The organism is Kingella denitrificans ATCC 33394 (genome assembly GCF_000190695.1).
Classification (GTDB): domain Bacteria; phylum Pseudomonadota; class Gammaproteobacteria; order Burkholderiales; family Neisseriaceae; genus Kingella_A; species Kingella_A denitrificans.
Genome location: NZ_GL870929.1, coordinates 433,155 through 455,458, shown reverse-complemented (window position 1 = coordinate 455,458; position 22,304 = coordinate 433,155). Strand labels below are relative to the sequence as shown.

At 56.3% G+C, this 22,304-nt stretch carries 28 protein-coding genes; 7 read left to right on the top strand and 21 right to left on the bottom strand.

What is annotated here, in order from left to right; all coding sequences use genetic code 11:
* Nucleotides 1-21: 21 nt before the first annotated feature.
* The 6 genes from HMPREF9098_RS11620 to HMPREF9098_RS11130 all read left to right on the top strand — a co-directional run bounded on the left by HMPREF9098_RS11620 (nucleotide 22) and on the right by HMPREF9098_RS11130 (nucleotide 3,811).
* The gene (locus HMPREF9098_RS11620) at nucleotides 22-249 is read left to right on the top strand and encodes a hypothetical protein (RefSeq protein ID WP_147285404.1); all 228 of its coding nucleotides are present in this window, start codon (nucleotides 22-24) and stop codon (nucleotides 247-249) included.
* A gap of 51 nt (nucleotides 250-300) precedes the next feature.
* A complete protein-coding gene (locus HMPREF9098_RS02240; RefSeq protein WP_003781569.1) occupies nucleotides 301-771 on the top strand; it encodes an LPS-assembly lipoprotein LptE in 471 nt (156 codons plus the stop codon).
* A gap of 12 nt (nucleotides 772-783) precedes the next feature.
* Complete coding sequence (gene holA / locus HMPREF9098_RS02235; protein WP_003781567.1) at nucleotides 784-1,791, top strand: DNA polymerase III subunit delta; 1,008 nt, start codon at nucleotides 784-786, stop codon at nucleotides 1,789-1,791.
* Between the two features lie 27 nt (nucleotides 1,792-1,818).
* Nucleotides 1,819-2,229, top strand: a complete 411-nt coding sequence (locus HMPREF9098_RS02230) for a hypothetical protein (RefSeq protein ID WP_003781565.1) — start codon at nucleotides 1,819-1,821, stop codon at nucleotides 2,227-2,229.
* A gap of 73 nt (nucleotides 2,230-2,302) precedes the next feature.
* The gene (gene dapF, locus HMPREF9098_RS02225) at nucleotides 2,303-3,154 is read left to right on the top strand and encodes a diaminopimelate epimerase (protein ID WP_003781564.1); all 852 of its coding nucleotides are present in this window, start codon (nucleotides 2,303-2,305) and stop codon (nucleotides 3,152-3,154) included.
* Nucleotides 3,155-3,214: 60 nt separating this feature from the next.
* A complete protein-coding gene (locus tag HMPREF9098_RS11130; RefSeq protein WP_003781562.1) occupies nucleotides 3,215-3,811 on the top strand; it encodes a hypothetical protein in 597 nt (198 codons plus the stop codon).
* A gap of 58 nt (nucleotides 3,812-3,869) precedes the next feature.
* On the opposite strand, the gene HMPREF9098_RS02215 is transcribed toward HMPREF9098_RS11130, so the two are convergent.
* The 5 genes from HMPREF9098_RS02215 to HMPREF9098_RS02195 all read right to left on the bottom strand — a co-directional run bounded on the left by HMPREF9098_RS02215 (nucleotide 3,870) and on the right by HMPREF9098_RS02195 (nucleotide 9,885).
* Nucleotides 3,870-4,175, bottom strand: a complete 306-nt coding sequence (locus HMPREF9098_RS02215) for an HU family DNA-binding protein (protein ID WP_003781560.1) — start codon at nucleotides 4,173-4,175, stop codon at nucleotides 3,870-3,872.
* Between the two features lie 170 nt (nucleotides 4,176-4,345).
* Nucleotides 4,346-6,781: an endopeptidase La gene (lon, locus tag HMPREF9098_RS02210; RefSeq protein ID WP_003781559.1), complete on the bottom strand. Its 2,436-nt coding sequence runs from the start codon at nucleotides 6,779-6,781 to the stop codon at nucleotides 4,346-4,348.
* A 76-nt stretch (nucleotides 6,782-6,857) separates the two neighbouring features.
* On the bottom strand, nucleotides 6,858-7,688 hold the full coding sequence (gene serB, locus HMPREF9098_RS02205; protein WP_003781558.1) for a phosphoserine phosphatase SerB: 831 nt from the start codon (nucleotides 7,686-7,688) through the stop codon (nucleotides 6,858-6,860).
* A gap of 83 nt (nucleotides 7,689-7,771) precedes the next feature.
* On the bottom strand, nucleotides 7,772-8,854 hold the full coding sequence (gene tsaD, locus HMPREF9098_RS02200; protein WP_003781556.1) for a tRNA (adenosine(37)-N6)-threonylcarbamoyltransferase complex transferase subunit TsaD: 1,083 nt from the start codon (nucleotides 8,852-8,854) through the stop codon (nucleotides 7,772-7,774).
* Between the two features lie 236 nt (nucleotides 8,855-9,090).
* The gene (locus tag HMPREF9098_RS02195) at nucleotides 9,091-9,885 is read right to left on the bottom strand and encodes an inositol monophosphatase family protein (RefSeq protein ID WP_003781552.1); all 795 of its coding nucleotides are present in this window, start codon (nucleotides 9,883-9,885) and stop codon (nucleotides 9,091-9,093) included.
* 53 nt (nucleotides 9,886-9,938) lie between these two features.
* On the opposite strand from HMPREF9098_RS02195, the gene HMPREF9098_RS02190 reads away from it, so the two are divergent.
* Complete coding sequence (locus HMPREF9098_RS02190; protein ID WP_003781550.1) at nucleotides 9,939-10,664, top strand: 16S rRNA (uracil(1498)-N(3))-methyltransferase; 726 nt, start codon at nucleotides 9,939-9,941, stop codon at nucleotides 10,662-10,664.
* 81 nt (nucleotides 10,665-10,745) lie between these two features.
* On the opposite strand, the gene nfsA is transcribed toward HMPREF9098_RS02190, so the two are convergent.
* From nfsA to HMPREF9098_RS02110, 16 genes are all read right to left on the bottom strand, one after another.
* On the bottom strand, nucleotides 10,746-11,492 hold the full coding sequence (gene nfsA, locus HMPREF9098_RS02185) for an oxygen-insensitive NADPH nitroreductase (RefSeq protein ID WP_172460030.1): 747 nt from the start codon (nucleotides 11,490-11,492) through the stop codon (nucleotides 10,746-10,748).
* A gap of 110 nt (nucleotides 11,493-11,602) precedes the next feature.
* A complete protein-coding gene (clpX, locus tag HMPREF9098_RS02180; protein WP_040564189.1) occupies nucleotides 11,603-12,853 on the bottom strand; it encodes an ATP-dependent Clp protease ATP-binding subunit ClpX in 1,251 nt (416 codons plus the stop codon).
* 129 nt (nucleotides 12,854-12,982) lie between these two features.
* Nucleotides 12,983-13,627 (bottom strand): hypothetical protein, encoded by a 645-nt coding sequence (locus tag HMPREF9098_RS02175; protein WP_003781545.1) that lies wholly within the window; start codon nucleotides 13,625-13,627, stop codon nucleotides 12,983-12,985.
* The gene (gene recR, locus HMPREF9098_RS02170; protein ID WP_003781544.1) at nucleotides 13,624-14,247 is read right to left on the bottom strand and encodes a recombination mediator RecR; all 624 of its coding nucleotides are present in this window, start codon (nucleotides 14,245-14,247) and stop codon (nucleotides 13,624-13,626) included. The genes HMPREF9098_RS02175 and recR overlap by 4 nt, the downstream gene beginning before the upstream one ends.
* A gap of 79 nt (nucleotides 14,248-14,326) precedes the next feature.
* The gene (locus tag HMPREF9098_RS02165; protein ID WP_003781543.1) at nucleotides 14,327-14,854 is read right to left on the bottom strand and encodes a hypothetical protein; all 528 of its coding nucleotides are present in this window, start codon (nucleotides 14,852-14,854) and stop codon (nucleotides 14,327-14,329) included.
* A 37-nt stretch (nucleotides 14,855-14,891) separates the two neighbouring features.
* Entirely contained in the window at nucleotides 14,892-15,323 is a 432-nt protein-coding gene (locus tag HMPREF9098_RS02160; RefSeq protein ID WP_040564188.1) for a hypothetical protein, read from the bottom strand.
* A gap of 39 nt (nucleotides 15,324-15,362) precedes the next feature.
* Nucleotides 15,363-15,929, bottom strand: a complete 567-nt coding sequence (gene dcd, locus HMPREF9098_RS02155) for a dCTP deaminase (RefSeq protein ID WP_003781541.1) — start codon at nucleotides 15,927-15,929, stop codon at nucleotides 15,363-15,365.
* Nucleotides 15,930-15,989: 60 nt separating this feature from the next.
* Nucleotides 15,990-16,541 carry a hypothetical protein gene (locus HMPREF9098_RS02150; RefSeq protein ID WP_147285405.1) on the bottom strand — a complete coding sequence of 184 codons (552 nt, stop codon included), beginning with the start codon at nucleotides 16,539-16,541 and terminating at the stop codon, nucleotides 15,990-15,992.
* Between the two features lie 56 nt (nucleotides 16,542-16,597).
* A complete protein-coding gene (locus tag HMPREF9098_RS02145) occupies nucleotides 16,598-17,119 on the bottom strand; it encodes a surface-adhesin E family protein (RefSeq protein WP_003781539.1) in 522 nt (173 codons plus the stop codon).
* Between the two features lie 92 nt (nucleotides 17,120-17,211).
* Nucleotides 17,212-17,946, bottom strand: a complete 735-nt coding sequence (locus HMPREF9098_RS02140) for a hypothetical protein (protein WP_003781538.1) — start codon at nucleotides 17,944-17,946, stop codon at nucleotides 17,212-17,214.
* Nucleotides 17,947-18,004: 58 nt separating this feature from the next.
* Nucleotides 18,005-18,418 carry an MORN repeat-containing protein gene (locus HMPREF9098_RS02135; protein ID WP_003781537.1) on the bottom strand — a complete coding sequence of 138 codons (414 nt, stop codon included), beginning with the start codon at nucleotides 18,416-18,418 and terminating at the stop codon, nucleotides 18,005-18,007.
* 52 nt (nucleotides 18,419-18,470) lie between these two features.
* On the bottom strand, nucleotides 18,471-19,283 hold the full coding sequence (locus HMPREF9098_RS02130) for an ADP-ribosylglycohydrolase family protein (RefSeq protein ID WP_050781219.1): 813 nt from the start codon (nucleotides 19,281-19,283) through the stop codon (nucleotides 18,471-18,473).
* An 86-nt stretch (nucleotides 19,284-19,369) separates the two neighbouring features.
* Nucleotides 19,370-19,786, bottom strand: a complete 417-nt coding sequence (locus tag HMPREF9098_RS02125) for a hypothetical protein (protein WP_040564187.1) — start codon at nucleotides 19,784-19,786, stop codon at nucleotides 19,370-19,372.
* 75 nt (nucleotides 19,787-19,861) lie between these two features.
* Nucleotides 19,862-20,293, bottom strand: a complete 432-nt coding sequence (locus HMPREF9098_RS02120; RefSeq protein WP_040564186.1) for a hypothetical protein — start codon at nucleotides 20,291-20,293, stop codon at nucleotides 19,862-19,864.
* Between the two features lie 88 nt (nucleotides 20,294-20,381).
* Nucleotides 20,382-20,798 carry a hypothetical protein gene (locus HMPREF9098_RS02115; RefSeq protein WP_155803269.1) on the bottom strand — a complete coding sequence of 139 codons (417 nt, stop codon included), beginning with the start codon at nucleotides 20,796-20,798 and terminating at the stop codon, nucleotides 20,382-20,384.
* A 178-nt stretch (nucleotides 20,799-20,976) separates the two neighbouring features.
* Nucleotides 20,977-22,209 carry a DUF711 family protein gene (locus tag HMPREF9098_RS02110; RefSeq protein ID WP_003781527.1) on the bottom strand — a complete coding sequence of 411 codons (1,233 nt, stop codon included), beginning with the start codon at nucleotides 22,207-22,209 and terminating at the stop codon, nucleotides 20,977-20,979.
* Nucleotides 22,210-22,304 lie beyond the last annotated feature (95 nt).

Here is a 22,304-nt window from a genome sequence, read left to right as displayed (position 1 = left end):
GATGTGTTGGTGGGAGTGGGGTTGGCAGAAAGTGCAGGCTGCTTTTGTGTTGTGTTTATATTGAGTGTTGGGCAACAAGGGCCGGAAAATAAAACAGCATGGCGCTGCATCGGCCAAAGCTATGGCTTTGGGGTGCAGGCTGCTTTTGCGGCAGGAAAACGGAGTTTCTGCGAAGCTAAAACGCCTATTTTAGCAGCTTTGCCGCCGTGCCGCACACACGGGCAGGCGCTGGATTTTTACTTTTTTTAACTTGCCAGCTATAATGTGGCGCGTGAACGGAATTGGCAACGGATAAGCAATATGAATGCAAAAATAACCGCCGTCATTTTGGCGGCTGCGCTGGGCGGCTGCGGCTTCCATTTGAAGGGAAACCTGCCGCAGGACACGCTGCCCGCAACGCAATGGCGCGTGAGCGGGGCGCAGCTCGACGCTGATTTGCAAACCGCGCTGCTTCGTGCCAAAGGCAGCCTGCACCGCGATGCCGATGCCGAAATCCGCGTGCTGGACGTGGCGGAAAAACGCGATATTTACACCATCACGCGCGGCGCGAAATTGAACGAATACCTCTATTCGCTGCGCGTATCGGCGCAGGCATACCGCCGCGGCAAAGCGTGGGGCGCGCCCATACAGGTGGACGTGCGCCGCAGCATGAGTTACCGCGACGAAACCATTTTGGGCAAGGAACACGAAGAAGCCCTGCTGTGGCAGGAAATGCGCCAAGATGCGGCAGCGCAAATCGTGCGGCGTTTGGCATTTTTGCCCAAAGAATAATCTGTTACGCGTATGAACAATAGCCAACTGGCGCAAAGCCTGCACGCGCCGCTGCAAAAATCCTATCTGATTCACGGCGACGAAGAATTGCTGCGCATCGAAGCGGTTGATATGCTCCGTGCCGCCGGCCAGCAGCAGGGTTATCGGCAGCGCACCGTTTATACGGTGGAAGGCAGCCATTTCGACTGGAACGCCGTGCTGGCGGAAACGCAGAGCATGGGCTTGTTTTCCGAGCAGAAATGGTTGGAAATCCACATTCCTTCCGGCAAGCCCGGCAAAAACGGCGGCGATGCGTTGTGCGAACTGGCAGAACGCCTGCCCGATGCCATGGTGTTGGTGCTGGTGTTGCCCAAGCTCGACAAAGCGCAGCAGCAAAGCAAATGGTTCGGCGCGTTTTCCCGATTGGGCGCTGTGGTCGAAGCGCAGCCGGTTACGGGGCATGCGCTGCCTGCATGGATACGCGAACGCCTGCGGCAGCACCGATTGGACATTGAAAGCGACGCGCTGACGCTGTTTGCCGAGCGTGTGGAAGGCAACCTGCTGGCCGCCAAACAAGAAATTGACAAATTATCGCTGCTGTATGAAGCCGGGCATCTGCTGCAAACGGCCGATATCGAACAGGCGATTGCGCAAGTGGCGCGGTTTGACGTGTTCCAGCTGTCCTCCGCGTGGATGGCGGGCGATATGGCGCGGGTGGCGCGTTTGCTGGACGGCTTGCAGGCCGAAGGCGACGAACCCGTGTTAATGCTGTGGTCGGTGGCGGAAGACATCCGCACGATGATTCGTTTGGCGGCAGCATTGCGGCAGGGCAAAACAGTGACGCAGGTGCGCAACGAGCTGCGCCTGTGGGGCGATAAGGCACAATATGCGGCGCAGGCTGCTTATCGGTTTTCGGCGGGGCAGTGGTTGGAATTGCTGCAAGAATGCGCCAAAATTGACCGGCAAATCAAAGGCGCGGAAGACGGCAATGCGTGGGACGGCCTGCGCCATCTGCTGATGCGTTTGAGCCGGACAGATTAATTGTTTGATTTTTTACAAGGAAACACAATGGATAAAAAACGCGTGGTTTTGATTTGGCTGATAATGGCCTCGGTAATTGCCGTGATTGCCTATTTGTTCGGCGCGGCATGGTGGCTGGCCGCCATTATCGGCGTAGTGGCCGTGGCGGCGATTGTGGCGGGGGCGACCGGCACGCTGTATTTACGGCAGAAGCGTTTGCTGGAAAGCGCCGCCAAATTCAATATCGATTTGAAAAAAGGCAAAATCCACCCGGCCGATTTGCGCCGCATGTATTTCACGGGCGGCAAAGCGCGTAAAGATGCGCTGTATATCGCCAGCCAGGCCATGAACTGCTCGGTGCAGGAAGCGGAAAAACGCTTGAGCGAACGCATGACGAAGCAGGCGGCCAATCAGGAAATGGCGAAACACCAGCCGAAACGCCGCGGCCGTCCGCGTTAAACAGCGACAGGGTGCAGGCTGCTTTTTCATCGAAAGCAGCCTGCACTTCTCTATATCCGATTAAGGAATCATCATGACAACACTGAAATTCAGCAAAATGCACGGTTTGGGCAACGACTTCATGGTTATTGACGGAACGCGCCAAACCTTCCGCCCCGATGCTGCGCAAATCCAAGCATGGGCAGACCGACACACGGGTATCGGCTTCGACCAACTGCTGCTGGTGGAAAAAACCGACACCCCGGATGTCGATTTCCGTTACCGCATCTTCAATGCCGACGGTGGCGAAGTGGAACAATGCGGCAACGGCGCGCGCTGCTTCGTTAAATTCGTATCGGAGCACGGGCTGACCGACAAACGCACCATCCGCGTGGAGACGGCGCGCGGCATTATCGAACCGAGCCTGAACGACAACGGCCTGATTACCGTCAATATGGGCCAGCCGCAGTTCGCGCCGCAAGACGTGCCGTTCGTGCTGCGTTCCGGCGAACAGGCGGGCGAAAAAAGTTATATCGTGGTGAACGAATTGGACAGCGCGCAAATGTCGCTGTTGAGCATGGGCAATCCGCATGCGGTCATGCTGGTGGAGGATACGGCAAGCGCGCCCGTGGCCGAATGGGGCGCGGCATTGCAAAACCATCCGCGTTTCCCTGCACGGGTGAATGTGGGCTTTATGCAGGTTGTCGATGCGCACCACATCCGCCTGCGCGTATTTGAACGCGGCTCCGGCGAAACGCAGGCATGCGGCACGGGGGCGTGTGCGGCAGTGGTGTCCGGTGTGCGCTGGGGCTTACTGGCCGCCGGCGAAGACGTGCGCGTGAGCCTGCCGGGCGGCGATTTGTATATCCGTTGGGCAGAAGGCGAACCCGTGTGGATGACCGGCCCCGCCGTCACCGTGTTTGAAGGCGAATTGCATTATTCATAAACGTGCAGGCTGCTTTTTGCACATCGTCAAAAGCAGCCTGCACCGTGAAAGGAAGAAGGTTTGGATATTCACAGCAGTATCACATTGGCGGTTGTCGTGCTGTTTTTTTGGCAATCGCTGAAATACGGCGCATGGCAATGGTTTTGGGCAAGCATCGTGATTTGGCTGGCGGCCGCGTGGTTTTCCGCAGAGCTCCTGCCGCGCGTGATGGGCGTGACCCATGCCGCCAACCTGTATTTGGCGCACGCCTATATCCTGCCCGCCAGCGTCTTTTTCTGGGTAAACCATGTGCAGAAACAGCCCGATGCGCAGGAATACTGCAGCACCGCCGGCCCGATGCTGACTTATTTTGCCCAAAGCCTGCTGGCCATGCACTGCGCCCTGGCCTTAACCGCCGCGACCACTTATGCCATATTCCCCGACGGTTTCAGCGTGTACGTCGCCGCCGCGTTGGGCGCGTTTTATATGCAGCCTGCACTCTGGTGGGGCATGACCCTGTGGCTGATGGCCATGGCCGCATTGGCACATTGGGCGTGGAATACGGGTGCAGTCGTTGTCCGCGCGCGGCAGATTATCGTGTTGAGCGTGCTGGCATTTGCCTTGCAGGCTGCTTTTATCGTGTTGGATTTGAAACAGCGTTTCCAAGCATTTTTATAAAACGCCCAATGGAAAAACCGCCCCTGAAATTTCAAGGGCGGTTTTTTAATGCATCAACTTATTTTTTCTTTGCTTTACCGGCTTTTGCAGGTGCGACCAAAGCGTCTTTCAAACCTTTGCCCGGTGTGAATTTAGGCACGCGGGCGGCAGGGATGGTAATGGCTTCGCGTGTTTTAGGGTTCAAGCCTTGACGTTCAGCACGTTCGGCCACTTTGAAAGTACCGAAACCCACCAGAGTGATTGTGTCGTCCGCTTTCAGCGCAGTTTTCACAACGCTGGTAAATGCATCAACGGCTTTTGCAGCATCTGCTTTGGTTAAGCCGGATTCTTTGGCAACGGCATCGATGAGTTCAGATTTATTCATGAAAATTCCTTTCAGAATGATGTGGAGGATTGGGGTAGTAACGCTGAACACTCGGCATTACAAGCGATTTCAATATAACGGATTTATACAATTCCCGTGAAATTGTGTCAAGCGCAAAATAAGCGATAAACGTGTTTTTGATAACAATTTATCGCTTATTGACCACAGATTTAATGTTTTGGCGCAGTGGAACGGCGTTTTTTGGGTGCAGGCTGCACGCTGATGGCGTTTTCCGGCAGCGCATCGGCCGAAAAAGGTTGCGGTTGGTATTCCAAGCCGTGCTCGAACACTTCGTCAATCCACTGAACCGCGTGAATTTCCAAGCCGTCTTTCACGTTTTGCGGAATTTCTTCCAAGTCTTTCACGTTGTCTTTCGGAATCAGCACATGCTTGATGCCGCCGCGCAAGGCCGCCAGCAGTTTCTCTTTCAAGCCGCCAATAGGCAATACTTCGCCGCGCAGGGTGATTTCGCCCGTCATGGCAACATCGGCGCGCACGGGAATGTTGGTCAATGCAGACACCATGGCCAGCGTCATGGCAATGCCCGCGCTGGGGCCGTCTTTTGGTGTTGCCCCTTCGGGAACGTGCACGTGCATGTCGTTTTTCTCGTAAAAGTCCGGCGCAATGCCCAAACTTTCGGCGCGGGAACGCACCACCGACCACGCGGCGGAAATCGATTCCTGCATCACGTCGCCCAGTTTGCCGGTGCGCACGATATTGCCCTTGCCTTTAAGCGCCACGGCTTCAATCGTGAGCAATTCGCCGCCGACTTCCGTCCATGCCAGGCCGGTAACTTGGCCGATGCGGTTTTCGCCGGCTTTTACGCCGTAATCAAAGCGGCGCACGCCCAAAAATTCGCCCAAATTGTCGCTGTTCACCGTGATGGCTTTGGTTTTTTTGCGCGAACCGGTGTGCAGGCTGCCTGCAAGTTCGTTTTTAATCACGGCTTTGCGGCAGATTTTGGCGATTTCGCGGTCAAGCGAACGCACGCCGGCCTCTCGCGTGTAGTAGCGCACAATGTCGCGCACCGCACTTTCGGCAATGCTCAATTCGCCGTCTTTCACGCCGTTGCGCTTCATTTGCTTGGGCACGAGGTATTGCATGGCAATGTTGATTTTTTCGTCTTCCGTGTAGCCGGACAAACGGATAATTTCCATGCGGTCGAGCAGGGCGGGCGGAATATCGAAGCTGTTGGACGTGGCGATAAACATCACATCGCTCAAATCGAAATCCACTTCGACAAAATGGTCGGCAAAAGCGGAGTTTTGTTCCGGGTCAAGCACTTCCAATAAAGCGGCGGCAGGGTCGCCACGGAAGTCGCTGCCCAATTTGTCGATTTCGTCCAGCAGGAACAGCGGGTTTTTCACGCCCGCTTTGGTCATGCTTTGCATGATTTTGCCCGGCATCGAGCCGATGTAGGTGCGGCGGTGTCCGCGGATTTCGCTTTCGTCTTTCACGCCACCCAAGGCCATGCGCACATATTTGCGCCCCGTGGCTTTGGCAATGCTTTCGCCCAACGAGGTTTTGCCCACGCCCGGCGGGCCGACCAGGCACAAAATCGGGCCTTTGAGTTTGTCGGTGCGTTTTTGTACCGCCAAATATTCCAAAATGCGCTCTTTCACTTTTTCCAAACCATAGTGGTCTTCGTTCAGCACCAAATCGGCTTTGGCCAAGTCTTTGCTTACGCGCGTTTTTTTCTTCCACGGCAGCTCGATGAGCGTTTCGATGTAATTGCGCACCACGGTGCTTTCGGACGACATCGGCGGCATCATTTTCAGTTTGCGTAATTCGGACAAGGCTTTGTCTTCGCCTTCTTTGCTCATGCCGGCGGCTTTGATTTGCTGTTCCAGCTTTTCAAAATCGTTGGCATCTTCATCGTCGCCCAATTCTTTTTGGATGACTTTGATTTGCTCGTTCAAATAATAATCGCGCTGGTTTTTCTCCATTTGGCGCTTCACTTTGCCGCGAATGCGTTTTTCCAACTGGGAAATTTCCAATTCGCCTTCGATTTGTGCCAGTAGATACTCCATGCGCGCGCCGACATCGGTCAAATCCAGCAGGTTTTGACGGTGCTCCAGTTTGAGCTGCAAATGGGCGGCGATAATGTCGGACAGGCGGCTGTTGTCGTCAATATCGTGAATGCTGGCCACGACTTCGGCGGGGATTTTTTTGTTGGCTTTGACATATTGGTCGAACTGGCCCAGCAGGGTGCGGCGCAGGGCTTCACTGTTTTCCGGTGCGCTGTTGTGTTCGGCCAGCACTTCGACTTGGGCTTCGAAATATTCGCCGTTGTCGTGGATGGACACGGCTTGGGCGCGCTGTGCGCCTTCCACCAACACCTTCACGGTGCCGTCCGGCAGCTTCAACACTTGCATCACGCGTGCGATGGTGCCGATTTGGTGCAGGTCTTCGGGGGTGGGGTCTTCAATGCCCGCATTGCGTTGCGCCAGCAAGAAGACGTTTTGTTCTTCTTCTGCCACGGCGTTCAGGGCGGCAACGGATTTGCTGCGGCCGACAAACAGGGGCAGCACCATGTGGGGATAAACCACCATGTCGCGCAGGGGCAGGGTAGGCAATGTGATGCATTCGGTTTTTTTACGGGCCATGATTTTCTCTGGATAGTCTGATAAGTGGAATCTAAATGGGTGCAGGCTGCTTTTTTTTCAAGCAGGGGCGACGGATTTAGGTGAACCAGTGGCGCAGGGCGGCCAAACCGTTGTGGTTGATGCACAAATCGGCATGGGCTTGGGTTTTCGGTTTGGCGTGAAAAGCGACGCCAAAGTCGGCAGCCTGCAACATGGGGATGTCGTTGGCACCGTCGCCGACGGCAACGGAACGGCCGCCGTATTGCGCGGCAAACTGCGTCAGAATTTCGGCTTTGGCCTGCGCGTCAATCACGCGGCCGAGTACGCGGCCGGTGAGTTTGCCGCCCGCCACTTCCAATTCGTTGGCAAAGGCGTGTTCAAAGCCCAGCCGCGTTTTGAGGCGGTCGGTGAAAAAGGTGAAGCCGCCGGACACCAGCACGAACGGCACCTGGTGTTTGTGGCATTCCTGCAACAGATATTCCGCGCCGTCGGTGAGCTTGAGCGTGTCGGCATAGACGGCGTGCAGGCTGCTTTCGGGAATGCCTTCCAGCAGGGCGACGCGGCGGCGCAGCGATTGTTCGAAATCCAGCTCGCCGCGCATGGCGCGTTCGGTAATTTCGGCCACTTGCGCTTTCAAACCCGCCTGCGCGGCAATTTCGTCAATGCATTCAATGGTGATGAGCGTGCTGTCCATGTCGCTGACAATCAAGCGCACATCGCGGCCGAACGCCAAATCGGGCAGCACGGCAAAATCGGTGCAGGCTGCCTGCAATTCGCGGCGGACTTCATCGTCCAACTGCGTATCCGCCGGCACGGGAATGCGGGCAAACGTGGCTTGGCAATGCTGCGACAGCGCAAACCGCCGCTCGGTGGCAGGCAGCGAAAGCTGCGGCAGTTGCGGGTGCTGGATGACGAGGACGTGGGACATGGCGCTCTTTCAGAATACGTTTCAGGCGGCAAAAGCAGCCTGCACATTGGGTTTGGATTTATTGTGCTGATTTTGAACGATTTTTAAAGTGCAGGCTGCTTCACAATATCGCTCAGCGGCCAGCGCGGCTTCACATTGAAGGCATCGGCCGTTTGGGCGGACTGCACGCCGTGCTGCAAACGCATCGCACCGGCAAAGGCAATCATCGCGCCGTTGTCGGTGCACAGCGGCAGCGGCGGGAAATAGGTCTGCACGGTTTCCGCTGCGGCTTTGGGCGAGGTTTTCACGCTGATGTGCGACAGGTTTTCGCGCAATTTCCAATTCGCGCCCACGCCGCCGGCCACCACCAGCGTGCGGAAGCCCGTTTGCAGCAGGGCGCGTTGGGCTTTGGCGGTCAATACGTCGGCCACCGCGTCTTGGAAGCAGCGGCAAATATCGTTGCGGACGGTTTCGGGCAACGGGTCGTCCATGGCGAGGTTCAATTCGGCGCGCGTTTTTTCCACGGCGGTGAGCACGGCGGTTTTCAGGCCGGAAAAGCTCATTTGCAAATCGTGGCTGTGCAGCATGGGGCGCGGAAAGGCGAATGCGTCGGGCGAGCCGAGTTTGGCGTATTCGGACAAGAGCGCACCCGCGGGATAAGGCAGGCCGATGAGTTTGCCGGTTTTATCGAAGGCTTCGCCGGCCGCATCGTCCACCGTTTCGCCCAAAAGTTCGTAATCGCCGAAGCCGCGCACGGCCATGAATTGCGTGTGGCCGCCCGATACGAGCAGGGCGACGAAGGGGAATGCAGGCTGCTTTTCCGACAGCAGCGGCGAAAGCAGGTGGCCTTCCAAATGGTGCACGGGCAGGACGGGTTTGCCCAATGCAAAGGCCAGCGCGTTGGCATAGGCCGCACCGGCCAGCAGCGCGCCGCCCAAGCCGGGGCCTTGCGTGTAGGCAATGGCGTCGATGTCGGCATATTGCACGCCCGCTTCCTGCAAAGCCGCCTGCGTGAGCGGCACGAGCCGGCGGATGTGGTCGCGGCTGGCCAATTCGGGCACCACGCCGCCATATTCGGCATGCATGGCCATTTGGGTGTGCAACTGGTTGGCGATTAAGCCTTTTTGTGTGTCGTACAGCGCGATGCCAGTTTCATCGCACGAACTTTCAATTCCGAGTACAAGCATAATGCGGGGTCGATAGTGAACAAAGGCGGCGGCAAACGGGCGGATGCGCCAAAGCAGCCTGCACTTTGATATGAAATAGTGATTTCAGGTTAATGTATAGTGGATTAAAATAAAAATGAGACAAGGCGGCGAGCCGCAAGGCGTACAAATGGTACGTCAAGGCGAGCCAACGCCGTATCATTGCGATTTTAATCCACTATATTGATATAGCGCGATAAAAAAGCAGCCTGCACGGGCTATTGGTTATTGCGTATCCATTTGAGCCAGCTTTCGAACAGTGCAGGCTGCCCGGCGGCAATGACGGAACGCTGGAAGGCGTGCTGGCCGCTCCAAAAGCTGTCGCCTTCCAAGGTGGCGAGCAGGCCGCCGGACTCTTCAAAAATCAGCGCGCCGGCGGCGTAATCCCACAGGTTTTGCCCGCCGTGTACATAAATATCGTATCGTCCGGCGGCGAGGTAGCACCAGTCCAGCGTGCTGCTGCCCATGCTGCGCAAAGTGCCGAACGGCGCGAAATTATTGATGCTGTTCACCAGCCGTGCAGGGCGCAGGCGGCGGATTTCCACACCAGCCACGGCTTCGCGTAGGGGTTTCGGCACTCGGCGCAGCGGCAGCGGTTTGCCGTTGAGCCATGCGCCCTGTCCGCGCACGGCGGAAAAACATTCTTGTGAAACGGGGTTGTACACCACGCCTAACTGCGCGCGGCCATGCTGTACATACGCCACCGACACGGCAAAATGCGGAATGCCGTTGACAAAATTATTTGTGCCGTCAATCGGGTCGAGCACCCACAAGCCTTGCTGGGCATTGTTCCACAAAAGATGCTGTTTTTCAGATGTCATTTCTTCGCCCAGCACGGGGGCAGCGATAATTTCAGGCAGCCTGCACTCAAACGCGTGCTGTGCCGCCAAATCCGCCTTGGAAAGCATGCTGCCGTCTGCCTTGCGGGCGCTTTCCACTTTCAGATAATAGGGCATGATTTCCTGTGCGGCCACTTGGCGCACCAAATCCCGTAACAACTCAATCGCGTTCATGGCATGCTTTTTGTTAAAATAAACGTTTGCAAAAAATAAGGATAGTACCACAAATGCCGCGTTTTTATCTGCCCCAACTGCCGAATCAAGGCGAATTGGCCCTGCCGGAAAGCATCGTGCGCCATATCCATGTGCTGCGCTTGCAGGCAGGCGACGAAATTGTGCTGTTTGACGGGCAGGGAATGCGCGTGGCCGCCACTTTGCAGCAGGTGGAAAAACGAAAAGCTGCCTGCACCATCGACAGCTTTTTGGAAAGCGACAGCGAAAGCCCGTTGCGGATTCATCTGATTCAGGCCGTTTCCAGCGGCGAGCGCATGGATTTCACCCTGCAGAAAAGCGTTGAATTGGGTGTGGCCAGCATCACGCCCGTGTTGAGCGAACGCTGTGTGGTGCGGCTTCAGGGCGAACGTGCCGACAAGCGCGTGCAGCGTTGGCAGGAAATTGCTGTTTCCGCCTGCGAACAATGCGGCCGCGATATAGTGCCGCCGGTGCGCCCGATTCTGCGTCTGGCCGATTATCTGCGCCAAGCCGCCGCAGAAGACGGCCTGAAACTGCTGATGAGCCTGCAAAACGCCCAAAGCCTGCGCGAAAAGCAGCCTGCACAACGGCCGGTGTATCTGCTTATCGGCCCAGAAGGCGGCTGGACGGCGGCGGAAGAACAGGCGGCGGTGCAGGCCGGATTTGAAGCCATCACGCTGGGCAAACGGATTCTGCGTACCGAAACCGCGTCGCTGGCGGCCATCGCGGCCATGCAGACCTTGTGGGGCGATTTCTGCTGAATATCCGGTGAAACAAAATCAAAAGCAGCCTGCACTTTCGCCCTAATGAAAGTGCAGGCTGCTTTGGGTTGGTATGTGGGTTTATTTTTTCGCAAACCCTTGTTCTTGCAGATACGGCAGCACTGATGGGCGCACTTCGCCGCACAGATTGTTGCGGATTTGCTGCGTCCACGTCAAATCCAGTTTGCTGCGGTTTTGGTAATACTCGCGCACCACTTCGTCATATTGCGCCAATTCTTCGGCTGTGGCGGTGCGGTAACGGTTTTCGCCCATCACCACGGAAAGCGGCAGGCGCGGACGCTGGCCGGGGTCGTGGTCGGGATAACCCAGGCACATGCCCACCATCGGCACCACGCCTTTGGGCAGCTGCAAAATTTGGCTCAGCTGCGGCAAATCGTTGCGCAGGCTGCCGATGAACACGCCGCCCAAACCCAACGATTCGGCGGTTAAAAGCACGTTTTGCGCAAAAATGCCCACATCCACCGCGCCCGTGAGCAGCACTTCCGTCCAGTCAATTTGGATGTCGGCGGCCAGTTGGCGGTAGCGTTCGGTGTCGATGCAGAACACCAGAAATTCGGCGCAGTTTTCCACATAATGATGCCCCAGTTTGCCCTGATAGGCATTGGCGCAGATTTGGCGGATTTGGGCGCGCAGGGCAGGGTCGGTCACGCGGATCACGCTCACCGCCTGCATGAAGCTGGACGTGGAGGCCATTTGCCCGGCATGAAGCACGGCTTCCAGTATTTCCGTGCTGATGGGTTGGTCGGTGAATTTGCGGATGGAGCGGTGATTGAGCGCAGTGCCCAGCGCAGGTTTGCTGTCGAGCATCATCTTTCCTTTCGTGTTGGTGGGGGATTCGTTACGGTGGGTCGGTCAATGCGGGTGCAGGCTGCTTTCGGATGCGTGTGAAAATGCCGGAAAGCAGCCTGCACTTTATTTCATTTCGCCGCCCATTCTTTGCCGTCGGCGGTGAAAAATTGCGGCTGCGTGCCTTGTTCCACATGTTCACGGCGCACTACAACCTTCGCCACTTCCGGCAAATCGGGCAGCAGGTACATGGTATCCAGCAGCACGCGCTCCATAATGGAACGTAGGCCGCGCGCGCCGGTTTTGCGCTTCATTGCCAGTTGGGCGACGGCGCGCAGGGCGGATTCGTCCATTTCCAACGTTTTGTTTTCCATCGCGAACAGGGCTTGGTATTGTTTGACCAGCGCGTTTTTCGGCTCGGTAAGGATGCGCACCAAGGCATCTTCGTCCAATTCGTTCAGCGATGTCAGCACCGGCAGGCGGCCGATGAGTTCGGGAATCAGGCCGAATTTAATCAAATCTTCGGGTTCGACTTGGGCGAACAGCTCGCCGATTTTGCTGTCTTCATCTTTGCTGTGCACGTCCGCACCGAAGCCGATGCCGCCTTTTTCGGTGCGTTGGCGGATGACTTTGTCCAAACCCGCAAACGCACCGCCACAGATAAACAGGATGTTGGACGTATCGACATTGATGAACTGCTGGTTCGGGTTGCGGCGGCCGCCCTGCTGCGGCACGCTGGCCATAGTGCCTTCGATGAGTTTGAGCAATGCCTGCTGCACGCCTTCGCCCGACACGTCGCGCGTGATGGACGGGCTGTCGCTCTTGCGCGAGATTTTGTCGATTTCGTCAATATAAATAATGCCGTGCTGTGCTTTTTCCACGTTGAAATCGCAGTTGCCCAGCAGCTTGGTGATGATGGTCTCCACGTCTTCGCCTACATAGCCCGCTTCGGTCAGCGTGGTGGCGTCGGCCATGGCGAAGGGTACGTTCAGCTGCCGCGCCAGCGACTGCACCATATAGGTTTTGCCCGAACCAGTCGGGCCAATCATCAGCACGTTGGATTTGTTCAGCTCCACGCGGCTGTCGGCTTCGGGTTGGCGCAGGCGTTTGTAGTGGTTATATACGGCGACGGCCAGCGCTTTTTTGGCATTTTCCTGACCGATAACGTGTTCGTTTAATTGTGCGACCAGTTGTGCCGGCGTGGGCAGCGGCGTGTCGTCGGTTTGCGGTGCTTTCGTGCCCGCGGATGCATCGTTGCCGCTTAATTGGGCGCAGGCGGCCGCGCATTCGTTGCAGATAAACGCGTCTTCGCCTTCAATGAGCATTTTGACTTGGTGTTCGTCTTTGCCGCAAAACGAGCAGGTTCTTTCTTTGGTGTTCATTTTTTCTCTATTCTGTGGGTGATACGGGTGCATTATAACGCAAATGCAGCAAAAGCAGCCTGCACTTTGTTGGGCCGTGTTTTCGGGCGATAGGCGGCAAAACGGGTGCAGGCTGCTTTTTCGGGGGCGTTATTCTTTTTCGGCGGCCGGCCGTTTCCATTCCCAAACCGTGCCGTTTTCATGCAGGCTCAAATAATACTGCTTGCCCACGGCTTCCAGCGTGGCGGTATGCCAAAAACGCTTCCTTTGCGGCGGCAGCCACACCAGCGAAATATAATACGGCTCGGTTTCCACCGCCTTCACTTCTCTGGCTTTTTCCTGCCACACGCGGGCAACATCGGCCACCTGCGCCCAATCCGTGTCGTCCAGCTGCATTTGGTGCTTGGCGATATAGTTGTCCGAATAATCTTGTTCGATGGGCTCGGCGCGCCACGTTCCGTTTTCAAAGGTGTAAATATTCAGCGGCACGTCTTTGCTGCTCCGGTGTGCGACAATCAGTTCGATACGCGGGCGGGTTCCGTCAAAAAAATCCACTTTGTCCAACACATACAGCGGACGCTGTGCTAGTTCCGGCCGTCCGAGCAGCTGTTGCTGTGCGTCGCGTAGGCGTTCCTTGTCCAGCAGCAAGTTGGTCTTCGATACGGGTGCAGGCTGCTTTTGCACCGCGGCCGCCTGCTTGACGGGAATGGCGGAAAAGCTGGAAACGGCCAACACGTTCGGCATCCAGCACGACAGGGTGCAGACGAATAAGGCAATAAATCCGTTTTTGGTCATGAGGTTTCACCTTCTTGCAGCAGGCTGCGTTCGTACACGGCTTGGGCGAGCGTGCCCGCATCGACATATTCCAATTCGCTGCCCAGCGGCATGCCGCGTGCCAGGCGGCTGATTTTGTAGGGCTGGCCTTTTAAGAGTTCGGACAGGATGTAGGCGGTGGCGTCGCCCTCCGCGGTGAACGAGGTGGCGATGATGATTTCGGTCACGGGGCTGCCGGCCAGCCGCGCAATCAGCTTTTCCAGCGCAATGCTGCCCAAATCCATATTCTGCGCAGGGCTGACCTGCCCCATCAGCACGAAATACAACCCATCGTGGCAGCGGGCGGCTTCCATGGCGGCCACATCGGCGGGCATGTGGACAATCATTAGGCGCGTCGGATCGCGCGTTTCGTCGGCACAGATTTCGCAAGTGCCGCCTTCGCAAAACGTGTTGCAGCTTTGGCAGTTGCTGACTTGTTTGAGCGCGGTGTCCAAGGCGGCGGCCAGTTCTGCCGCACCTTCGCGGTTTTCCTGCAACAGGGTGTGCGCCATGCGCTGCGCGGTTTTCGCGCCCACGTTGGGCAGGATGCGCAGGGCTTGGATGAGGGCGGTGTAGGCGTTGGTGGTTTTTTTAGTGGTCATAGGCGGGTAACGTCAGGGATGTGCAAAACGGCAGTAAGGTGCAGGCTGCTTTCGGTAGGCTCAGTCACCTTGTCTAATTTTATTTTAATTCAATATAATCAAACGGATATGATTCTGGTAAATCTGCATGAATACTGCGGCACAGTGTGGCAAACCACTCCTGACCCTGTGGGGTTGTCTGCCCGCTTTCCATCACAGCATACCAGTCTTGGCACAAGAACATGAGCTGCAAAAACTGCGGAAAACCGATATGCAAATCCGCCAGCCGCTCAAGTGACAATTCGCCCAAATCGTGGTCGAAATAAAAAATGCTGCCCGAATTTTTGCCGATAAACCATTCGTCTCCCTGCCCCGCCTCGCCGATAATCCAAAAATGCTGCGCGGTATCGGGGTATTCGTCTGCCAGGCGGCGGTTGTGCAGAATGGCCTGTTCGTAGGTGAAGGGGATAAATTCGGCAACCGCTTCGGCAACATGAAAACGGGTCAGAAAATCCAAATAGGGCGCGGCCAAATCGGGTAGTTTGCCTTTATTGCCGATGGGTTTGGCGCGGGCAGGTAGGATTTGGGCAATTTCTGCTGAGGTTCTGAGTTTGAGGCGGTGCGGCATGGTTCATCTCGGGTTGGGGGTGCAGGCTGTCTGAACGCTAAAAATCTATTTGCCATGTGTAGGAAGCGGCAAATACGTCCAATACGGTATCGTAGGTATATAGCCGGAAATGGCGGTAAATACGGTGGTCGAAATCTTGGCGTACGGGCAGGCGTTCGAGCCACGGGCTGTTTTGGATTTCCACAAACGAAGGGCGTGTGCCGTCCGTATGGTGCGGCACAAGGTTTTCATAGGTATCCAGTTCGCAGGTACTGCTGGCAATCACGCGCTCAAAAATCAGGTAAAAGGGGACGAAATCTTGTGTTTCTCTGTCTTGGGTTTCAGGGTGCGAGTGGCGGATAAGTGCGCCGTTGAGTTCGCCCGTGATATGCAGTCGGGACGAGCTCTCAAATTGCGCGTTGTCCAAATAAACACAGTCGCGTCCGTAAAGCAGTCCGGCGGAAGTGGGTAGGGGTATGATAACGGGCATATCGTTCTTTCAATGGTGCAGGCTGCTTTGAGCCGGCCATCAGGCCTTCGGCAGGGTAACGCCTGTCTGCCCCATGTATTTGCCGCTGCGGTCTTTGTAGGACGTTTCGCAGATTTCGTCGCTTTCAAAAAACAGCACTTGCGCCACGCCTTCGCCGGCATAGATTTTGGCGGGCAGCGGCGTGGTGTTGGAGAATTCCAGCGTCACATAGCCTTCCCATTCCGGCTCGAACGGGGTCACGTTCACGATGATGCCGCAGCGGGCATAAGTGGACTTGCCCAAGCACACGGTGAGCACGTTGCGCGGGATGCGGAAATATTCCACCGTGCGTGCCAGCGCGAAAGAATTGGGCGGGATGATGCAGCAGTCGTCTTCCACGGTGACGAAGTTTTTCGGGTCGAAGTTTTTCGGATCGACGATGGTGCTGTTGATGTTGGTGAAGATTTTGAATTCGTTGGCGCAGCGGATGTCGTAGCCGTAGCTGGACGTGCCGTAGGAAATGATGCGGCGGCCGTCTTGTTCTTTGATTTGGTTGGGCTCGAACGGCTCGATCATGCCGTGCTGTTCGGCCATGCGGCGTATCCATTTGTCGGATTTGATGGTCATTGCGGATATCTTTCTTAATTAAAGGTGGGGGCAAGGGTTTTAAGGCTGCATGAAAAAGACTTATTGCCTGATAAAGTTACGGAAAAGCTGTTTGACTTTAACGGGAATCATAGTGGGTTGATGCAACACGGTTTGTTTGCCCTGCATATCGGTAATGGTGATGCGGTAGTGCTGTTGCATGTCGCCGGACTGGTAAAGCCATGGAGATTGCGCGGGGGTTAAGTTGTGTTCGGCGGTTTGCCCGACCCATGAGGTGTTGCCGATACCTTTCCCATGCAGACGGCTGCGTGCGCCTGCGGGTTGCTGCGGCTGCCATACAGGTTGGGTTGTGGCATTTGTGCTGTCGTCTATCACGGTTTCGGCACGCCCGTTTTCTATGCGCTCAATTTTCACAGAGCGCACCTGTTCGGCGTGTTTGAGCAGGATGGTAAAGCCGTAGCGATAGTTCGATTGCGCCGGGCTGTCTGTTTTGAGCTCCGCCCACACACCGCCTGCTTCTGTGACTTTGTATTCGTTGGTTTCTTTTCCAATGGGTATGTTGGGCGTACCCGATAGGCTGTTACAGGCGGCGAGTGTAATGACAAAGCTGCTGACGGCAAGTAGGGGTTTCATGGAATTTTCTTTTTTTAAGCTGGTTAAAAGGGTTTGCAGGCTGCCTGGAAAAAACATCAGTGACGGGAGCGGCTCGCCGCCAGCCCACGGTTAATAATATCTCTCATCACATCAGGTGTCCCACCCAATGGTTTGCCTACTGTTGTGCAGGCCATAGCGGCGGCAAGCAAATATGGCGTTAGTGGCGGTTGTTTGTGTAAATCGGGCAGGCTGGCATCTTGCTCTCCCTGCAAATGGGAAAAATCATCCTTTAATGTTCCCCGTCCGAAATGCTCGCTATACACCTTCATCCCATACATTTTGCCCTGCCCTGTGCGGCAGTTCATTTCTATTGTAACCACTATGGAAGAGCCTTTAGCCGATCTCATATCGGGAATATCTGCCGTTACATTCGTAATCATCGGATAAACAATCACATCCGGCTTTCCGGGTACTTCTGTAACCCCGATCGTGCTTAAATATATCGGATTCTCACCCTGTTTCACCATATCAAAACCCGTCTCGCTACCAGGTCGTCCTTGGGCATACAGGCTACCTGAAAATAGCAGTAAAGCCAGTAAAGCATTTTTCCACATCATCTTATTTCCTTTTTATGTTTCCTACTGTTTCCAGGCAGCCCTTTGGGAGACGAAGGCTACCTGAAATTTAATAAAAATAAAACGGCTTTTCCTTATCTGTACAGATACAGATATAGACAATCTTCCCCCAAGGCGAAGCCGTAGCCCTGCTGCCATAAATCGAAATAAGGGCGCAGAAAGTCGCTGTCGGGTTTATCGTCATACATCGGGTATTGCAGGTAGGCGGCCAAATATTCGTCTTCGTATATGGAATAATATGCTTCAGCCAACACTTGTTCGGGACTGTCTGGGTCGATATTGTCCTGCCGCCATTGGTAGAATATTTCGTAAAACAATTCGTCTGCCTCATTGAAATCTTTTTTCGGCAAACCAAAGCATATCCGCCTTACCGCGGTAAGGGTTTCAATCAGTTCCTCATCCCCGTAGAAAATGGCAAATTCGCGCAGCCCCTCCAGCAAACGTTCGCCGATTTGCCGGGCTCGGGCATCCTCTTCTTTTGGTGCAGACGGGGGGAACAGCAAGGTTTGTCCGTTGATGGACACCTGCTTTGCACCTTCCGCGGAACGGTAGAAAAAGGCGGGGGTATTGCCGCTATCAAGGATTTCCGTACTGCATTCGGCAGTAGCCTGATAAACGGGCAAAATGCGCTCCAGCAATTCCTGCCCGCGTTCCAGCGGATCGAAGACGGCGGCCACGCCTTCGCCGTTTGGCATGAAACTTTGGAATAAGCCCCAGAAAAAGTCTTCCCATCCGTGATAATCATCGGGCGTACACGGTTCTTCGCCTAGAATTTCAAATAGGTATTCCGCATATTCTTGTTGGGTCATGGGGTTCCCTTCGGGTTGTTTGGTTGCTTGTCCTGCTCTCTGAAAAGCAGCCTGCACGTCAGCGTTTCTGCGGCAGGGTCATGTTGGTGACGATGCCGCGGTCAAACTGCATATCGAAAACGTGCTTGCCCTCTTGGAAGACTTTGAATTTGCCGTTGGCCAGGCCGTTCACAAAGGTGCCGGTCAGCACCATGTTGCGCAATTTATCGCTGTTCATGTTGAATGGCGCGAGCATCAGGCTATGGCGGTTTGGGACGACGTATTGCCCTTTGCCGTGGAACTGGCCGTTTTTGAAGGCGCCGGTATAGACGCGGCCGTCCGCGCAGGTGAGTGCGCCTTGCCCGTGCGGTTTGCCGTGCAGGCTGGCGCCTTGGTATTGGCAGCCGTCGTGGGCGAATGTGTCGGCCCATGCAGGCTGAATGAGCAGGGCGGTCAGCAGGGCTGCGCTGCGGAGGAGGTTGGCGTGGTTCATTGTCGTCCTTGGTTGGGTTTTGAAGGGTGGCTGTGTCGGCGGGAAGATTGTTTCAGTCGGCCGGGCAATGTGCAGGCTGCTTTTGGCCGTTGCCGAACCGTGCTTCAAATGCCAACAGGGTTTCGGCAATGTCGCGCGGCAGGATGGCGAGGGTGTGTTCGCGCAGGGCGTTCGGTATGCCGTAAAAGGCTTCGGCCACCGCGCCGGTGATGGCGGTCAGGGTGTCGCTGTCGCCGCCCAGGGAGACGGCCAGGCGGATGGCGTGTTCGAAGTCGTCGCTTTCCAAAAAGGCGGTCAGGGCTTGCGGAACGGTGCCTTCGCAGCTCACGTTGAACAGGTAGGTGGGGCGGATTTCATCGCAGGTGCGGCCCATGAAATAGCCGAATTGCTGTTCGGTTTGTTCGCGGATGAAATCTTTGCTTTCGCCGGTGCGCGCCCAAAAGATGGCGGCGGCCACGGCTTGCGCCCCGTTGATGCCGCCGGGGTGGTTGTGGGTGATGGCGGCGGATTGTGCGGCGGCTTCAAGCGTCTGCTCCAATGTGTCGAACGCCCAACCGACGGCGGCCACGCGCATGGCCGAGCCGTTGCCCCAGCTGTTGTAGGGTTCGGGGGAGGCAGCCTGCACCCAGCTTTGGAAGCGTTCGCCGTATGCGCCGACCGGGTTGGGATAACGTTTGCACCAGTCTTGCATGATGGGGACGAGGTTGTCGGTGCAGCCTTGCAATACCCAGTCGGCCACGGCGGTGGCGCAAACGGTGTCGTCCGTGAAATCGCATGCGGGGTGGAACAGTTCGAATTCGGTGCTGCGGCAGTTGTCAAATTCAAAGCGCGAGCCGACGATGTCGCCGATGGTGATGCCGAGCATGGGGTGTCCTTTCTGGTGGATTGGGCGGACGAACGGGAAAGTGCAGGCTGCTTTCGAATGGCCTGAAAGCAGCCTGCACCAGCGGATTAGGAAGCGGAATCTTGATAATGAATCAGGATTTTTCCGCCTTGGCGTTGCAGGCGGATTTTGGTGCTGCTGCCGCTGGAGCATGCGCCGTCGCCTTCTACGGAAACCGTCAGGCTGTTGGCTGTGCGGCGGATGGTGGTTACTTCTTTATCGCGCGTGCCTGCATCGTCGCAAACATCGCTCTGCCAGCGTTGGGTGCTGTTTTGGCGTGTGAGTTTGTCGGGCAGGCCATTGCCCAAGCCGGTGTGTTTTTGTTGGCGGACGGCGTGGTAGGCGGCGTCAAGGTCGGTGCCTTGATAGGTGCAGCGCCAGTTTCGGGTAATGCCTTGGTCGGTGTTCGGGCCTTTTCGGCAGGAGAGTTCGCCGGCATGTGCCAACGGTGCGGCAAGGGCCAGCAGGATAAAGAGTTTTTTCATGATGTTTCCTTGGTTGGGGTGGGAGAAATGGTGTTTTGGCGGGTGCAGGCTGCTTTCGAATGGCCTGAAAGCAGCCTACACCAGCGGATTAGGAATCGGAATCTTGAGAATATGAATCAGGATTTTTCCGCCTTGGCGTTGCAGGCGGATTTTGGTGCTGCTGCCGCTGGAGCATGCGCCGTCGACTTCTACGGAAACCGTCAGGCTGTTGGCTGTGCGGCGGATGGTGGTTACTTCTTTATCGCGCGTGCCTGCATCGTCGCAAACATCGCTCTGCCAGCGTTGGGTGCTGTTTTGGCGCGTGAGTTTGTCGGGCAGGCCGTTGCCCAATCCGGTGTGTTTTTGTTGGCGGAAGGCGTGGTAGGCGGCATCAAGGTCGGTGCCTTGGTAGGTGCAGCTCCAGTTTTGGATAATGCCTTGGTCGGTGTTCGGGTCTTTTTGGCAGGAAAGTTCGCCGGCATGTACCAACGGTGCGGCAAGGGTCAGCAGGATAAAGAGTTTTTTCATGTTGATTCCTTGGTTGGGGCGAGAGAAACGATGTTTTGGCGGGTGCAGACTGCTTTCGAATGGCCTGAAAGCAGCCTGCACCGGCGGGTTAGGAAGCGGAATTTTGATAATGAATCAGGATTTTGCCGCCTTGGCGTTGCAGGTGGATTTTGGTGTCGCTCGGATTTAAGCATGCCCCTAAAAACAGATGCTCCACGGTAAGGCTGTTGGCCGTGCGTCTGATGGTGGTAACGGTTCTGTCGCGGTTGCCGTCATCATCGCAGGCGGAGGAATCTTGCCATTTACGCGTGCTGTTGCGGCGCGTCAGTTTGGCAGGGAGGGCTTCGATGCCGTAGAGGTCTTGTCGGCGCATGGCCTGATAGGCCGCATCCAAATCACGCCCTTGATAAGTGCAGTGCCAATGGTTTGTAATACCTTCGTTAGTGGCTGCCCCTTCTTTGCAGGAAAGTTCACCGGCATAGGCCAACGGTGCGGCAAGGGCCAGCAGGATAAAGAGTTTTTTCATGATGTTTCCTTGGTTGGGGCGGGAGAAACGGTGTTTCAACGGGTGCAGGCTGCTTTCGCCGTATTTTAGCATGCGGGCCGGTTCTCTGCCTTTGTTTTCAGGGCAAATTCATCGCCGATACAACACGCCGCCTTTGGCATTACGCAGGCAACGGGCAAGTGCAGGCTGCCTGCATGGTTTAAGGCACGGCCAGCACGGCGCAGTTGCACAAATCATCGCTTTCAAACGGTGTGATATCGCCTGCGCCCAAACCCGGCACAGGGAAGAGCCGCACGGTGAGCGGTTTGTTCAGGCGGAAGGCCATCGTGCCGGTGTCGCGCATGATGGCGGCGATTTTTTCCGCATCGGTATCGCCCGGAATGGGCACGGTGTCCAGCCCGATGCCGCACACGCTGCTGTACGTCAGCAGGGCGCGGATGTCGAATTGTGCGGCGCGGGTGGCGGCGGCCAACCCTTCGTCTTCGGTGACGGCCAGCATCAGGCCGGAGAAGCCTTGCAACTGTACGTTTTCCTGCGCTTTAAACACGCGCGTGAGCAGGGCGGAGACTTCCACCGTGCCGCTCGCGCCGAAATACGGCACGCCGAGCAGGCGGTAAAGTTCCGCCATGGAGGTGCAGTTTTTCGATGGCGCGGCGGACGTGTCCATGCCGATGTATGTCCAGCCTTCTGCCAGCGGTGTGGCGGCGATGATGCTTTGTACGCGGTCGATATGGTATTGCAGCGCGTTTTTCATGGCTGTGAAAGCAGCCTGCATCTGCGCGGCATGGGGTGCAGGCTGCTTTTCCAACCCGCGCAGGGCGGCGGCGAGCAAATCGGGTGTTTCCAAGCCGAACACAATGGCGTTGCCGCGTTCGCCGCGGTGATAACCGGCAGGGAAATAAGGGATGTAAGAAGCGCAGTTGAAATTCACGGTGAAATTGAAATTGCCTTCGCCGCGCGGGGTGATGCGGGCGATTTCCTGCACCACGGCAACCGATTTCCGGATTAAATCGTTGTCCAGAAAACCGTTTTCGTCTATGGGGACGTTCACGCAGGCATTGCACAAATCGCCGTATTCGGCAATCAGCCCGGGCAGCAGGGCGATTTCGGCATCGGTGCGCGCTTCGCCCACGGCAAAGCGTATCCGCAGGCCGTTTTGGTTCAGCTCGTTCAAAATGCGGCGGATTTCGGCCAATCCCTGCGCGGCGGCGTGCAGGCTGCCCGTGTCCAAATATTCGCCAAAGGGATTGCTGACGATGCGGACGGACTGCACCGTGTAGCCCTGTGCTTGGCAGGCGGCGGCAAGCGTGTCGCATTGGGCTTTGGCTTCGGCGAGGATGCCGTGCCACTGCGCCGTGTCGCGCGGCAGGACGGTGAAAGCAGTGATGGCGCGGACGCGGCAGAGTTCGGTGGATTGCAGGTTGGATGTCATGAGTGTCTCCTTGTGGTGTGTGATGAAAAAAAAGGGGGGGTGCAGGCTGCTTTTGGCGGGCGCGGATGGCCTTTGGTATTTCTTTCCAGGCAGCC